The following is a 15,704-nucleotide window of genomic DNA, read 5'->3' as shown; positions in this document are numbered from 1 at the left end:
CTCCTTATTTCCCAAGACAAAACTGAGAGAACAGCTGATCGATTAAACTTTCCTGCACACTGTCCCCAATAATTTCTCCGAGCATCTCCCATGACTTTGTTAAATCGATTTGGACAAGATCAATTGGCACACCAGCTTCAATTCCTTCAAGCGCGTCCTCAATCGCCTTCTTCGCCTGGTTTAAAAGAGCGATATGACGGGAATTCGAAACATAGGTTGCATCCCCCATCTGCAGGTTCCCTTCAAAGAACAGACTGGCAATTGCCTCCTCAAGTTGATCGATACCTACCTCTTCCTTAAGGGAAGTCATAATAATCGGGTAGTCTTTCGCTTTATCCTTCACTTGATTTAAGTCCAATTTACGCGGCAGGTCTGTCTTATTAATTAAGACAATGACATCCATGCCATCTACCGCTTCAAATAAGCGTATATCTTCTTCTGTAAAATCATCAGCATTATTCAAGACGAGCAGAATTAAATCTGCCTTCTTCAACACTTCTCTTGAACGCTCAACACCAATTCGCTCAACGATATCTTCTGTTTCACGGATTCCCGCTGTATCAACGAGACGGAGCGGGACCCCTCTTACATTTACATATTCCTCGATTACATCACGTGTCGTTCCTGGAATGTCTGTGACGATTGCTTTATTTTCCTGCACAAGGCTGTTTAACAGAGAGGACTTCCCAACATTCGGACGTCCGACAATAACGGTTGATATGCCTTCTCGAAGAATCTTCCCTTGATGACTTGTTTGCAGCAGCTTATCAATTTCCGTCTTCACGTACTCACAGCGCTCCTTAAATAAGCGATGTGTCATTTCCTCTACATCATCGTATTCTGGGTAATCAATATTTACTTCAACCTGGGCAAGTGTTTCGAGGATTTCCTGGCGGAGTGTTCGAATCAGTTTGGACAGCTTTCCTTCAACCTGTCCTAATGCCATGTTCATCGCTTTATCTGTTTTTGCACGAATGAGGTCCATGACTGCTTCAGCCTGAGACAGGTCAATACGGCCGTTTAAGAATGCTCGTTTCGTGAATTCACCTGGCTCTGCTAATTTTGCGCCTTGATTCAAGACTAATTGCAGAACTTTGTTGACGGAGACAAGTCCACCATGACAATTGATTTCAACCGTATCCTCGCGTGTGAAGGTATTCGGCCCCTTCATAACAGACACCATGACTTCATCGACTATTTGGTTTGTTGCAGGGTCGACCATATGTCCATAATGGATGGTATGGCTCTTCACGTCAGCCAAGGATTTGCCTTTCGGGCTTCGATAGACGGAATCAGCAATCTTAATTGCCTCATCTCCGCTTAAACGAACAATCCCGATTGCCCCTTCTCCCATCGCGGTTGATATCGCAGCAATTGTTTCAAAATCCATGGTTTTTACTCCTTTCCTGTTGTGTTCTTCCTTTTATATAAAATCGGCTTTTCCGACTAGTGTATGAATCGCGTTTATCCACATCTGTAGAAATGCAATACGTTTAATTTTAACTTATCCACATGTGAATAACAAGAATCTTAGCGCATTCTCTTTTTCAGTGTCTTTCCTGAGTTTTTTCAAGGCCAAGGGATTAAGCAAGCTTCCATAAAAAAAGGAGCAAGATTTTCGCCCCTCGCCCCTTTTGTTCTCTCTATTCAAATGTCTTAGCGGGTAAAGTCAGCCTATACCCTTATTATCGCCAAGATAAAGCTTATTTACTCTCCTCGAGCTGCATAGCAGGTCCGAAGAATTCATGATGAATCTGCTCGGCATGAATACCTGCTTCTCGCAAGGAGCTCACAGCAAAATTCATGAATCCTGCCGGCCCGCATACATAGTAGATTCCCTTCGCATCAAGACCTTGAAGATCTTCGGAGGTCATTTTCCTTTGGCTGTCACTAATATAAAATTCAGCATCGAAGTCAGTCAGCTTTTCAGCCAGCTGCTTTAGCTCCTCTTTAAATGCCTGTACTTGCTCATTTCTCACTGCATGCTTCAAAACAGCTTTTCTTTCAGGATTCCGGTCAGATAAGGTATGGAGCATGCTCATAAATGGCGTGATTCCAACCCCTCCGGCGATGAAGTAAACTGGTTCTGAACCCGTTACATCTAGGGTAAAGTCCCCAGCTGGGGCTGTTGCCTCCAAGCGGTCTCCTACATTCAGATGGGTATGAAGGAAATTCGAAACCTTTCCATCCGGGCTGTTTCCAGGGAGCTCCTTCTTCACGGATATCCGGTACTGCTCCTTATTTGGGGAACAGGTCAAGCTGTACTGACGGTTCATCAAATATTCCTCACCTGGGATGGAAATTCTGATGGTCATATATTGGCCCGGCTTGAATTCCGGAAGAGCCTTGCCATCTGCAGGCTTTAAGTAAATGGAGGTGATCACGTCACTTTCCGCCACTTTGTCCGTTACAATGAATTCCTTATAATCAGCCCATCCGCCGTCTGCTCTTTCTACTTCCTCATACATTTCTTTCTCAACCGCAATGAATACTTCAGCGATTGCGCCATATGCTTCTGCCCAAGCCCCGATAATTTCATCTGTAGCCGCTTCCCCAAGCACTTCCTTAATGGCTTCAAGCAAATTCTCTCCAACAACAGGATAATGCTCAGGCTTAATGGCTAAGCTTCGATGCTTATGGGCAATTTGTTTTACCACTGGCAATAAGACCTCCAGCTTGTCAATATAATGGGCTGCCGCTGTCACCGTATTGGCAAGAGCCGTTTGCTGGCGCCCCTTTTCTTGGTTCGCATGGTTAAAAATATTTAAAAGCTCAGGGTGTTTCACAAATAGATTTCTGTAAAAGGCGGTGGTTATTTCTTTCCCTCTTGTTTCTAAAATAGGGGCTGTTGACTTAACAATTTCAATCGTTTTAGCTGATAACATCCCAATCACTCCCTCTGTTTCTAAAAGATGTATTTTAAATACATCTTTATTATCCACATAAATAATAATAAAAGCAATATTTAAAATACTTCTTTTAAATATGATAGTATGAATAATACATATCGCAGGCAGAAAGAGAGGGATTGATCATGCGATTAACGAGTTATACGGATTATTCGATTCGCGTCTTAATGTATTTAAGCGCTGATACTCATAAATTAGTCAATATCAAGGATATTGCGGCCGCCTATGGCATATCCAAAAATCACTTGACGAAGATTATTTATCATTTAGGGAAATTAGGCTATATCGAAACGATCAGGGGAAGAAATGGCGGGATCCGTCTAGCCATCGATCCGATGGATATTAATATTGGGGAGCTTGTTCGAAAGACCGAAGAGGATTTTGCTATTGTAGAATGCTTCACGTCAGATGATCATTGCCCGATATCACCTGTTTGTTCACTCAGGAGCATTTTGAATCAAGCTCTCCTAGCCTTCATTGGGGTGCTTGATGCTTATTCTCTAGAGGATATATCCAGAAACAAAGGAATGCTCCTGAAGATGCTGCAGCAATCAGCCCCCTCTGAGCCTTCCCCAAATGATTCAAATCTGGACCAATAAAAAATGCCGGCCAAATCCTTGGCCGGCATTTTTTATTTATGCGGGGCAATCACAATATAGCGATTCGGTTCATTCCCCGCGGAGTAAGTCTTAATATTCTTCTTGTTCATCAATGCTGAATGGATAACCTTCCGCTCATAGGATGGCATCGGCTCAAGCGGGACTTCCTTTTTCGTATAAAGAGCCTTGCTTGCCATTTTCTCTGCAAGCTGCGTGAGCGTCTGTGTCCTTCTGCTTCTGTAATCCTCTGCATCCAGCATAACAGTCAAATATTGCTCGGAGTGCTTATTAGCCACAAGCTGAGTCAAGTATTGCAATGAATTGAGGGTTTGTCCCCTTTTACCAATTAACATGGCAATTTTCTCGCCAGACAGCTCAAAAATGACTAATTTACCTTCCTTTTTCAGTGTCACTTGCACCGGCGCACCCATTTTCTCTGCGACGTCTTCAATAAAGCGCTTGGCTTCTGCCAATGGATCCCGCTTCAAGATGACTTTAACAATGGCCGGCCTTGTGCCAAATAAGCCCAAAAAGCCTTTTTTGCCTTCATCCACGACCTGAACTTCAATCATATCCTTGGACGCGTTTAATTGTTTCATTGCAGATTCAACGGCTTCATCCACCGTTTGGGCAGTTGCGGTTACTTGTTTCACTTTTTCTTACCTCCAGCTCTAGCCATTGCTTTGTCAGATTTCGCTTGCTTAATATCTGGACCTTTAATGAAGTAAGTTTGAGCAATAGAGAATAGGTTACCAATAACCCAGTAAAGAGATAATGCAGCCGGGAAATTAATCGCAAACACGATAATCATAATCGGCATGATGTAGAGCATCATTTGCATTGTTGGGTTATTATCTTGTCCAACCATAGAAATCTTTTGTTGGATATATGTTGTTGCACCTGCGATAAGCGGTAAGAGGAAGAACGGGTCCTTATCCCCTAAATCGAACCACAGAAAACTATGATTGGCTATTTCAGTCGTCCTCATAATCGCATGGTAGAATGCAATCAAAATCGGCATCTGAATAAAGATTGGCAGACATCCTGCTAATGGGTTAACACCATGCTGCTGGAACAAGGCCATTGTTTCCTGCTGCAGCTTCTGCTGTGTTTCTGCATCTTTGGAGCTGTATTTCTCCTTCAAACGATTCATTTCAGGCTGAATTGCCTGCATAGCCTTTGTGCTTTTTATTTGCTTGATCATCAATGGCAAAATGAGAAGTCGAACAAAGATTGTGACAACTATGATGGATAATCCGTAACGGTTGCCAAGTAATTCTGCCATTTTCGTAATCAACCAGGAAAGCGGATAAACAAAATACGTATTCCAGATTCCTTCACTCTCTGATGTGATTGGTTCATTGATCTCGCTGCACCCTGATAGGAAAGCAATGAGAAATATGACTGAACCAAAGAGAAGCAAATGTTTCTTCTTCAAGCCTTCTTTCCTCCTAACTACTTAAGAGGTCTCTTGAACCTCTTGTCCAATGAATGTATTTTAACATCTTTTCTATCGCAATGCCTATCCTGTTCAATCGTTTTTGCGACAAATTGCAAAACTCAGTATCTCTTCAAGACAGATGCTCGTTTCAAAACATGTGTAAGGCTCTTCTTCGTCTCATGAAAATCCATCGCATGTGTAGGCTTTCTCGCAACGATGATATAGTCATTTCCTGTCTTGATTCGATCCTCCATCTCAAGGAAAGTTTGTCTAACATACCGTTTCACGCGGTTGCGCGTGACGGCATTGCCAATCTTTTTGCTGACAGACAAGCCGAGCCTGAACTGCTCTTGCTCTTTCCTTTCAAGGACATATACGACAAACTGGCGGTTGGCAAAGGATTGCCCCTTCTTGAAGACCTCCTGAAACTCTTGGTTCTTCTTAATTCTTCTTTCCTTATTCATGTGTCCACCTGCACCTAGTACTCTACGTTATTCGTATGAATTTGTTTCAAAAACCCGGAACATTTTCATTCCTCTTTAAGCATTGACCATTTACCAGTTTATTAAAAGTCTCTTTCTTATTAAACCATAATCATGTTCATTTATATACTGACAGTCAAAATGGCCCTTCACTCGGTCAAGTGCCCCTTCTATGCAAGTTTGCCTAGTCAAGGGCTCCCGCTCCAAAGCTAAAGGGCCATTATTCGATGACTATTGTAGTCCACCTGAAAAAAAGACCACTGAAATGGTCAGTGGTCTTAGGCAGACAATACTTTTCTTCCTTTACGACGACGTGCAGCAAGTACGCGACGTCCGTTTTTAGTGCTCATACGGGCACGGAACCCATGAACTTTGCTGTGTTTACGTTTATTTGGTTGGTACGTTCTTTTCATTATAGTACACCTCCCTGAGGATTACAGTTAAAGACAGTCCTTACAAGTATATAGAGGCAGATACCCAATTGTCAACTTATACTTTCATTAACGTCTCCGATCTGCCGATTTTTTATTCTTTCTAGTCAACGTGAATTTTATACTTGTTGTTATGGGATATGTTGTGGATAATTAAATTAATCGGTTTCCACAATCCACATCCTTTTTCGACAGGTTTTTCACAATCCACTCCCTTGTGGAAAACTTTTATCCCCACGTCGTGCGCGTTGTGGATAAATAATAAAAAACGTTGCAACTACTGTTATTTTTTGATATTATATTTTATGTTTTCATTCTTGATAACTTATCCACAAGAGAAAACTATCCACAGAATGTTAATAAGTTGTGGATAGTTTTATAAACAGTACGGAATAACTTTGTCCACAGGTGGTGGATATTGTCGAAAACGTAAAACCCTCATAAATTTCCTTATACATGGTTACTTATTTTTATACATTCCCTATCCTTTTCGTAAATATTTCTAGCGGGTTAAGGTGAATTGGCTGTCAGAAGGAGGATCGACAAGTGAAAAACATAGAAGAACTATGGAAGCATTCTTTATCCATACTAGAGAAGAAAATAAGCAAGCCGAGCTTTGAGACATGGCTTAAATCGACAAAGGTTCATTCCTTAAAAAAGGATACACTGACTGTCGTGGCTCCGAACGAATTTGCGCGCGATTGGCTTGAGGAACGCTATTCAGAGGTCATTGGAGATGTCCTATATGAAATCACTGGCGAACATTTGGAAGTGAAGTTCATCATTCCTCATAACCAAACAGAAGAAGAATATGATCTTCCTGCTCCAGCCAAGAAAGTGAAGAAAAATCAAGATGAGCAGCATGAAATACCGCAGACCCTATTGATTCCTAAATACACGTTCGACACGTTTGTCATCGGCTCTGGGAATAGGTTTGCACACGCCGCCTCTCTTGCGGTAGCAGAGGCACCAGCTAAAGCCTATAATCCCCTCTTCATCTATGGGGGCGTTGGACTCGGAAAAACACACTTAATGCACGCGATTGGTCATTATGTACTTGAGCATAATCCTTCTGCCAAGGTGGTTTATCTATCATCAGAGAAATTCACGAACGAGTTCATTAACTCCATTCGTGACAACCGTGCGGAAGACTTCCGAAACAAATATCGGAATGTCGATGTTCTATTAATAGATGATATTCAATTCCTAGCCGGGAAAGAATCAACCCAAGAGGAATTTTTCCATACATTTAACGCTCTTCATGAGGAAAGCAAGCAGATTGTCATTTCAAGTGACCGCCCTCCGAAGGAGATTCCGACACTTGAGGACCGCCTGCGATCCCGCTTTGAATGGGGCTTGATCACGGATATCACACCTCCTGACCTTGAGACGCGGATTGCGATTCTTCGTAAGAAGGCAAAGGCTGAGCGGCTTGATATTTCCAATGAGGTCATGATCTACATTGCCAACCAAATTGACTCCAACATCCGTGAGCTGGAGGGAGCTCTTATTCGGGTAGTGGCTTATTCTTCCCTCATCAATAAGGATATAAACGCAGATTTAGCAGCAGAGGCCTTAAAGGATATCATTCCGAATTCGAAACCGAAAATCATCTCAATTGCGGATATTCAAAGGGCAGTTGGAGAACATTTTAATGTGAAGCTCGAAGACTTCAAGGCAAAGAAACGAACAAAATCAGTTGCCTATCCAAGACAGATTGCTATGTATCTATCCCGTGAGCTCACAGACTCCTCTTTACCGAAGATTGGAGAAGAGTTCGGAGGCCGGGACCATACAACAGTTATTCATGCCCATGAAAAGATTTCAAAACTCATGCAAACTGACACACAGCTTCAAGAACATATTAAAGAAATCAATAGTACGCTTAACGTTCATTAATCAACAGCCGATTATTCTATTGTTGATAAGAACCGTTTAACACCCAAGATTAGTCACAGTCTGTCCACATGTGGATAGACTGTTTTTCCGTCATTTTTTCGAGTTATCCACATACTCACAGGGCCTACTATTACTTCTTCTATTTTTTTATTAAAATAAATAATAAATATGTATCTAAGATTAGTCACAATTTGGAGGATTACTAATGAAAATTATTATTCAGCGCGACCGTTTGGTTCAAAGCGTCAATGATGTTCTAAAAGCAGTATCCACTCGAACAACGATTCCGATCTTGACGGGGATTAAATTAAAAGCAAACGAAGAAGGCGTCACTTTAACAGGGAGCGATTCTGACATCTCTATTGAATCTTATATTCCTTCTGAAGAAGAGGGTAATGAGCTTGTTGAGATTAAAGAAACAGGTTCGATCGTTCTTCCAGCTCGTTTCTTTGCTGAAATTGTTAAAAAGCTGCCCGAGAATACAGTAGAAATTGAAGTCCAATCACATTTACAAACCTTGATTCGCTCAGGAAAAGCAGAGTATAAATTAAATGGATTAAATGCAGAGGATTATCCACAGCTTCCGCAAATTGAGGAAGAAAATATGTACTCCATGCCAATTGATTTACTAAAAACAATCATTAGGCAAACCATCTTTGCAGTGTCCACCTCAGAAACACGCCCTGTCTTGACAGGTGTAAACTGGCGTATTGAAGATGGTCAATTAATCTGTATTGCAACAGACTCTCACAGGTTAGCTATGAGGAAAACGGCAATCAGCGGCAATGGAAATAGCCATAGTGTCGTCGTTCCAGGGAAGAGCTTAAATGAACTCAGTAAGATCCTTGATGATACGGATGAAGAAATTCAAATGATTTTCACTGAAAACCAAGTTCTCTTCAAATCCAAGAATTTATTGTTCTTCTCTCGGTTACTTGAAGGCAATTACCCTGACACATCTCGTCTAATTCCAAATGAGAGTAAAACGGATGTAAGAATCAATACGAAGGAATTATTGCATGCCATTGACCGTGCCTCTCTATTAGCTAGAGAAAGCCGAAACAATGTCGTTAAACTTTCTACCCTTGAAGGTTCTTATATTGAAATCTCCTCCCATACACCAGAAGTAGGGACTGTTACAGAGGAAATTTTGACACACTCTATTGAAGGAGAAGAATTGAAAATTTCCTTTAGTGCAAAATATATGATGGATGCATTGAAGGCGCTGGATGTAACAGAAGTAACGATCAATTTCACAGGAGCTATGAGACCATTTGTCTTAAAAGGTGTGGAAGATGAGAGTATGCTTCAATTAATTTTGCCAGTGAGAACGTATTAATTGATTGCTTTGAGAAAGCCTGTTCGTCGGATTGACCCTAGAACAGGTTTTTTTGTGTAAAATCATTTTATTTAGTAAAATAAACTTTTAGAGACTTTTACAGGTGGGATTTTTTGAAATGGAATCTATTCAAATTCAAACAGAATATATAACCCTTGGACAATTTTTGAAGCTGGCCAGCATCATTGATTCTGGCGGAGCGGCAAAATGGTTCCTTTCAGAATACGAAGTTTATATCAACGGAGAATTGGATGTCCGACGAGGCAGGAAACTCCGCGTTGGCGATCGTATTGAGGTACCGGAAATCGGTTCCTATATAATCACGGAATAAAGCAAAGGACCTAATTATGTATCTTGAAAAGATTGCTCTTCAACATTATCGGAATTATGAGAGTTTGACGGCGGAATTTGAGAACAAGGTCAATGTCATTCTAGGTGAAAACGCCCAAGGGAAAACAAATGTCATGGAAGCCATGTATGTGCTCGCAATGGCAAAATCACATCGGACTTCAAATGATAAAGATCTCATTCGTTGGGACCAAGATTATGCTAGAATAGAGGGTAGAGTAAAAAAGAATAACGGATCTATCCCCCTTGAGCTGACAATCTCCAAGAAAGGCAAGAAAGCTAAATGCAATCACCTCGAACAGAAACGCCTTAGTCAATATATTGGAAATATGAATGTCGTGATGTTCGCTCCAGAGGATTTAAATTTAGTCAAGGGAAGCCCGCAAATTAGAAGGCGTTTCATTGACATGGAGATTGGACAGGTTTCCTCTGTCTATTTGCATGAATACAGCCAGTATCAAAAGATTCTGCATCAACGCAATGCCTTCTTGAAGCAGATTCAGATGAGAAAGGTTACGGATGATACGATGCTTGCTGTACTGACAGAACAATTCATTCATTATGCTGCGAGAATACTCATGAAGCGATTTGAGTTCCTAGACCTGTTGCAGAATTGGGCAAAACCAATTCATCAGGGCATCTCAAGAGGCCTTGAAACCCTCGAAATTCGATATAAACCATCTATAGAGGTATCAGAATCTATGGATATGTCGAAAATAGTAGAAAGATTTCAGGAAAAATTTGATAAAATAGAAATGAGAGAAAAGGAACGCGGTACAACGCTGATTGGTCCGCACAGAGATGATTTGGAGTTTTTCGTCAATGGAAGAGATGTACAAACCTTCGGCTCACAAGGTCAACAGCGGACAACCGCTTTGTCCCTGAAGCTGGCGGAGATTGAATTGATTCATTCTGAAATCAATGAATATCCAATCCTCTTGCTTGATGATGTCTTGTCTGAATTGGATGATTACCGCCAATCCCACCTATTGAACACTATACAGGGAAAGGTACAGACATTCGTGACAACGACGAGTGTAGAGGGCATCGATCATCAAACATTACGGGAGGCTGCGACCTTCCAAGTGAAAAGCGGCACAATGGCCAGAATGAAATGAGGTGACGGAGTGTACCTTCATATCGGTAATGATACGGTAGTGAAGACAAGTGAGATTGTGGCTATTTTGGATGCAAAGCTCCTTGATAGCTCACCATTATTGAAAGAGTTTATTTCGGAAAACGACGTCATCCGCTTAGCTGAACATCCACCAGCTAAATCGATCGTCATCACAAATAACCACATATATCTCTCCTCATTAGGGTCAGCAGCATTAAAACGAAAATCATCAAAGGTTCGTATTTAAAAGAGAAGTAAAGTTTTGAAATAAATGCATGAAAAGTGTAGGTGAATGGGTTTGACTACGGAACAAACAGATATCCAAAATGGGTCCTATGATGAAAATCAGATACAAATACTCGAAGGCCTTGAGGCAGTAAGAAAGCGGCCGGGTATGTATATTGGATCAACAAGCAGCAGAGGATTGCACCATCTAGTATGGGAAATTGTCGATAATAGTATTGATGAGGCACTGGCCGGATATTGTGATGAAATCAATGTCATTATCAACCCCGACAATAGCATCACGGTCAAAGACAACGGGCGCGGGATTCCTGTAGGTATCCATGAAAAGGTTGGCCGACCGGCAGTTGAAGTCATCATGACAACCCTGCATGCCGGAGGTAAATTTGGCGGCGGGGGCTACAAGGTATCAGGCGGATTGCACGGTGTTGGCGCGTCTGTAGTTAATGCCCTTTCCACTGAGCTAACGGTGCAGGTTGAACGTGAAGGAAAAATCCATGTTCAAAAATTTGAACGAGGGATTCCAAAGGGTGACCTCCAAATTACGGGAGAGTCTGACCGGACGGGAACAACCATTACTTTTAAGCCAGACGGTGAAATCTTCACTGAAACCCTTATATATGATTATGACATCCTTGCAGTTCGTTTAAGGGAGTTAGCCTTCCTTAACCGCGGCATTAAGATTACGATTCGCGACGACCGCGAAGAAGATAAATTTAATGAGTATCACTATGAGGGCGGAATTAAATCCTATGTAGAGCATTTAAACCGTACACGTGAGGTACTCCACGAGGAACCAATTTATGTCGAAGGGGAAAAAGACGGTATCTCCATCGAGGTAGCCCTTCAATACAATGATGGCTTTGCGAGCAATATTTATTCATTTGCGAATAATATTCACACCTATGAAGGCGGTACACATGAATCTGGCTTTAAGACCGCTTTAACGAGAGTCATCAATGATTATGCCCGTAAGAACGGCATCTTTAAAGATAATGACCAAAACCTTACGGGGGAGGATGTGCGCGAAGGATTGACAGCCATTATTTCCATCAAGCACCCGGACCCGCAGTTTGAAGGTCAAACAAAAACAAAATTAGGGAATTCTGAAGCAAGAACCATCACCGATAATCTCTTCTCAGAGAAGATGGAGAAATTCATGCTGGAGAACCCATCTGTCGCTAGGAAAATCGTTGAAAAAGGCTTAATGGCTGCAAGAGCAAGAGCTGCAGCGAAAAAAGCACGTGAGCTGACAAGAAGAAAGAGTGCCCTGGAGATCTCCAGCCTGCCAGGTAAGCTTGCAGACTGTTCATCCAAGGATCCTTCTATCAGTGAAATCTACATCGTAGAGGGTGATTCTGCGGGTGGTTCAGCGAAAACAGGACGTGATCGTCATTTCCAAGCAATCCTGCCGCTAAGAGGTAAGATTCTTAACGTTGAAAAGGCACGCCTTGATAAGATTCTCGGCAACCAGGAGATTCGCAATATCATTACGGCTCTTGGAACAGGCATTGGAGAAGACTTTGATATCTCTAAAGCACGTTATCATAAGGTCGTAATCATGACTGATGCCGATGTTGATGGCGCCCATATCAGAACATTATTGTTAACGTTCTTCTATCGTTATATGAGACCAATCATTGAGCATGGCTACATCTATATCGCGCAGCCACCGCTATATAAAATACAGCAAGGCAAGCGAGTAGAATACGCCTATAATGACCGCGAGCTTGAGAAGATTATGGCTGAGCTTCCAGCACAGCCAAAGCCGGGCTTGCAGCGCTATAAAGGTCTTGGTGAAATGAACGCAACACAATTATGGGATACAACGATGGACCCAGATACGAGAACACTCCTTCAAGTTAGTCTTGAAGCCGCCATTGACGCGGATGAAACATTCGAGATGCTGATGGGTGACAAGGTTGAGCCGCGCCGTAACTTCATTGAGGACAATGCGGTATACGTTAAGAACCTTGATATATGATAAATGGTTTGGCAGGTACCTGATTAGAGCGTTCCAGGTTCCTATAGGTAATCATGCAGGATAGGCCTATCTATCCTGTCTTTTTACTTGTAAAACAGGAGTTCGTGGATAAGAGGAGGTAGTTCCATGGCGGAAATGGAAAACCCAAGAGTAAAAGAGATAAATATTACTCAGGAAATGAGAACATCATTCCTGGATTATGCGATGAGCGTTATTGTATCGAGGGCATTGCCGGACGTACGTGACGGTCTAAAGCCGGTACACAGACGGATTCTTTATGCGATGAATGATTTAGGGATGACATCTGATAAGGCATTTAAGAAGTCAGCTCGTATCGTCGGTGAAGTAATCGGTAAATATCACCCGCATGGTGATTCAGCTGTTTATGAAACAATGGTCCGCATGGCGCAAGATTTCAACTATCGCTACATGCTTGTCGAAGGCCACGGTAACTTCGGTTCTGTCGATGGAGACTCAGCAGCGGCGATGCGTTATACAGAAGCACGTATGTCGAAGATCTCAATGGAGCTTGTTAGAGATCTGAATAAGGATACGATTGATTATCGGGATAACTATGATGGTTCTGAAAAAGAACCTGTTGTTCTTCCATCCCGTTTCCCGAACCTTTTAGTCAATGGTTCAGCTGGGATTGCCGTTGGGATGGCAACGAATATTCCGCCTCACCAATTAGGTGAGGTTATTGATGGCGTGCTAGCCTTAAGTAAGGATCCTGAGATTACAATTCAGGAGCTTATGGAGATCATTCCGGGCCCTGACTTCCCGACTGCCGGTAAAATCCTTGGCAGAAGCGGAATTCGGAAGGCCTATGAGACAGGAAGGGGTTCTATTACGCTTCGTGCCAACTCCTTTATTGAAGAAAAATCAAACGGCAAACAATCGATTATTATCACCGAAATTCCTTACCAGGTGAATAAGGCGAAATTGGTAGAGCGAATTGCTGAGCTTGTTCGCGACAAGCGGGTAGAAGGGATTACAGACCTTCGTGACGAATCAGACCGTAACGGTATGCGAATCGTTATTGAGTTAAGACGTGACGTCAATGCGAATGTTCTTTTGAACAATCTTTATAAACACACAGCATTGCAAACTACTTTCGGAATCAACATGCTTTCTCTTGTTGATGACCAGCCAAAGGTATTGAACCTTAAACAAATGCTCTACTATTACTTAGAGCATCAGAAGGTCATTGTCCGCCGCCGTACTCAATATGAGCTTCGGAAGGCTGAGGCTAGAGCTCATATTCTCGAAGGGCTGCGAATTGCCCTTGACCATATCGATGAGATCATTGCTTTGATCCGTGGATCTCAAACAACAGATATCGCGCGTGAAGGCTTGATGACGAAGTTCGAATTGAGCGAGAAACAAGCCCAAGCGATTCTCGATATGCGCCTGCAAAGATTAACAGGTCTCGAGCGTGACAAAATTGAGCAGGAATATAGCGAATTAATGACCTTGATTGGTGAATTAAGAGCAATCCTTGCGGATGAAGGGAAGCTTCTAGAGCTTATCCGTGAGGAATTGCTTGATATTAAAGAGCGTTATAATGATGAGAGACGCACAGAAATCGTACTTGCTGGTCTCGAAAGCATTGAAGATGAAGACCTTATCCCTCAAGAGAACATCGTTATTTCTCTTACGAATAAGGGCTATATCAAACGTCTTCCTGCCTCCACCTACCGGAGCCAAAGAAGGGGAGGTCGCGGAATTCAAGGAATGGGAACTCACGAAGATGACTTTGTTGAGCACCTGCTAACAACCTCTACCCACGATACGATTTTATTCTTCACCAATAAAGGGAAGGTATATCGTTCGAAGGGGTATGAGATTCCTGAATTCGGACGCACAGCTAAGGGACTTCCAATCATCAACTTGCTTGAAGTAGATCAAGGAGAATGGGTCAATGCCATCATCCCGGTTCAAGAGTTTGCGGACGATTGGTTCCTCTTCTTCACAACGAAGCAGGGGATTTCTAAGCGGTCACCATTGTCCTCCTTCTCTAATATCCGTAACAACGGTTTAATTGCCTTAGGCTTGCGTGAGAATGATGAACTCATCTCTGTTAAATTAACAGATGGGGAACGCGATATTATTATTGGTACGAAAAATGGGCTTCTTATCCGATTCCCAGAAACGGATGTACGTTCTATGGGCCGTACGGCTACAGGTGTTAAAGGCATCAGTTTGAGTGATGGTGATGAGGTAGTCGGAATGGACATCCTTGAAGAGAAGGATGACATTCTTATCGTAACCAAAAAAGGATACGGTAAGCGTACAGGCGAAGAAGAGTACCGTATTCAAAGCCGAGGCGGTAAAGGTATCAAGACATGTAATGTATCTGATAAGAACGGAGAGCTTGTCTCAGTCCAAACTGTAACAGGTGAAGAAGACTTAATGGTTATTACCGCTAATGGTGTCATTATTCGTATGGATGTTGGCCAAATCTCCCGCCTTGGAAGAAACACAATGGGCGTTAAGCTGATCAGACTTGAAGATGGGCCAGATCAGTATGTTTCCACTGTGGCGAAGGTTGAGAAGGAACCTGAATCAGAGGATGTTTCTGATGAGGAAAATGAAGAAACAATTCTAGAAACACCTGCAAATGGTGAAACGACAGAGTCTGATGAAGGCGAAGAATAATGGTTTTAAGCCAGGGAGTGCTTGTTCACCTCCTGGCTTTCTTTATATCTTTTAAAAGAAATACATAAAAAGAGAAAAAAGATGTTGCAAACCAGTCTATATGTTGGTATACTGATTTAGCTGACCGAGAAAAGCAGGTCACGAAAGAAAAAAAGAGATAAAAAGTTGTTGACAAAATGAAGCTGACTTGGTATGATAGTAAAGTCGCTGAAAACGACAACGAAACAGATTGTTCTTTGAAAACTAAACAAAAC

The 15,704-nt window shown here is 42.2% G+C and carries 14 protein-coding genes; 8 read left to right on the top strand and 6 right to left on the bottom strand.

Annotation, left to right across the window (positions count from 1 at the left end; translation table 11 throughout):
* Positions 1–4: 4 nt before the first annotated feature.
* Positions 5–1,390, bottom strand: coding sequence for a tRNA uridine-5-carboxymethylaminomethyl(34) synthesis GTPase MnmE (gene mnmE / locus ACI35L_RS04330; RefSeq protein WP_049672654.1), 1,386 nt, complete (start codon positions 1,388–1,390; stop codon positions 5–7).
* Between the two features lie 313 nt (positions 1,391–1,703).
* On the bottom strand, positions 1,704–2,885 hold the full coding sequence (gene hmpA, locus ACI35L_RS04325) for an NO-inducible flavohemoprotein (protein ID WP_049672653.1): 1,182 nt from the start codon (positions 2,883–2,885) through the stop codon (positions 1,704–1,706).
* A 149-nt stretch (positions 2,886–3,034) separates the two neighbouring features.
* Here hmpA and ACI35L_RS04320 point away from each other — a divergent pair, with 149 nt between their 5' ends.
* Complete coding sequence (locus ACI35L_RS04320; RefSeq protein WP_049672652.1) at positions 3,035–3,508, top strand: RrF2 family transcriptional regulator; 474 nt, start codon at positions 3,035–3,037, stop codon at positions 3,506–3,508.
* Positions 3,509–3,540: 32 nt separating this feature from the next.
* Here the strand turns inward: ACI35L_RS04320 and jag are convergent, their stop codons facing one another.
* From jag to rpmH, 4 genes are all read right to left on the bottom strand, one after another.
* Positions 3,541–4,161, bottom strand: a complete 621-nt coding sequence (jag, locus tag ACI35L_RS04315; RefSeq protein WP_049672651.1) for an RNA-binding cell elongation regulator Jag/EloR — start codon at positions 4,159–4,161, stop codon at positions 3,541–3,543.
* Positions 4,158–4,946, bottom strand: a complete 789-nt coding sequence (spoIIIJ, locus tag ACI35L_RS04310; protein ID WP_049672650.1) for a YidC family membrane integrase SpoIIIJ — start codon at positions 4,944–4,946, stop codon at positions 4,158–4,160. The genes jag and spoIIIJ overlap by 4 nt, the downstream gene beginning before the upstream one ends.
* Before the next feature lie 122 nt (positions 4,947–5,068).
* Entirely contained in the window at positions 5,069–5,413 is a 345-nt protein-coding gene (gene rnpA / locus ACI35L_RS04305) for a ribonuclease P protein component (RefSeq protein WP_049672649.1), read from the bottom strand.
* Between the two features lie 296 nt (positions 5,414–5,709).
* The gene (rpmH, locus tag ACI35L_RS04300) at positions 5,710–5,844 is read right to left on the bottom strand and encodes a 50S ribosomal protein L34 (protein WP_066109727.1); all 135 of its coding nucleotides are present in this window, start codon (positions 5,842–5,844) and stop codon (positions 5,710–5,712) included.
* A gap of 564 nt (positions 5,845–6,408) precedes the next feature.
* Between rpmH and dnaA the strand changes: the two genes are divergently transcribed.
* The 7 genes from dnaA to gyrA all read left to right on the top strand — a co-directional run bounded on the left by dnaA (position 6,409) and on the right by gyrA (position 15,450).
* Entirely contained in the window at positions 6,409–7,761 is a 1,353-nt protein-coding gene (gene dnaA / locus ACI35L_RS04295) for a chromosomal replication initiator protein DnaA (protein WP_049672648.1), read from the top strand.
* Between the two features lie 205 nt (positions 7,762–7,966).
* Complete coding sequence (gene dnaN / locus ACI35L_RS04290) at positions 7,967–9,100, top strand: DNA polymerase III subunit beta (RefSeq protein WP_049672647.1); 1,134 nt, start codon at positions 7,967–7,969, stop codon at positions 9,098–9,100.
* Positions 9,101–9,218: 118 nt separating this feature from the next.
* Complete coding sequence (gene yaaA / locus ACI35L_RS04285; protein ID WP_049672646.1) at positions 9,219–9,431, top strand: S4 domain-containing protein YaaA; 213 nt, start codon at positions 9,219–9,221, stop codon at positions 9,429–9,431.
* Positions 9,432–9,447: 16 nt separating this feature from the next.
* Positions 9,448–10,566 (top strand): DNA replication/repair protein RecF, encoded by a 1,119-nt coding sequence (gene recF, locus ACI35L_RS04280; RefSeq protein ID WP_049672645.1) that lies wholly within the window; start codon positions 9,448–9,450, stop codon positions 10,564–10,566.
* 9 nt (positions 10,567–10,575) lie between these two features.
* The gene (gene remB, locus ACI35L_RS04275; protein ID WP_049672644.1) at positions 10,576–10,812 is read left to right on the top strand and encodes an extracellular matrix regulator RemB; all 237 of its coding nucleotides are present in this window, start codon (positions 10,576–10,578) and stop codon (positions 10,810–10,812) included.
* A 72-nt stretch (positions 10,813–10,884) separates the two neighbouring features.
* Positions 10,885–12,792, top strand: coding sequence for a DNA topoisomerase (ATP-hydrolyzing) subunit B (gene gyrB / locus ACI35L_RS04270; RefSeq protein WP_231589615.1), 1,908 nt, complete (start codon positions 10,885–10,887; stop codon positions 12,790–12,792).
* Between the two features lie 126 nt (positions 12,793–12,918).
* Positions 12,919–15,450, top strand: a complete 2,532-nt coding sequence (gyrA, locus tag ACI35L_RS04265; protein WP_049672642.1) for a DNA gyrase subunit A — start codon at positions 12,919–12,921, stop codon at positions 15,448–15,450.
* Positions 15,451–15,704: the final 254 nt, after the last annotated feature.

The sequence above is a fragment of the Pradoshia sp. genome (genome assembly GCF_051873915.1).
Lineage (GTDB): Bacteria > Bacillota > Bacilli > Bacillales > Pradoshiaceae > Pradoshia.
The sequence above is the reverse complement of the archived record's forward strand: the minus strand, read 5'-3'. Positions and strand labels throughout refer to the sequence as shown.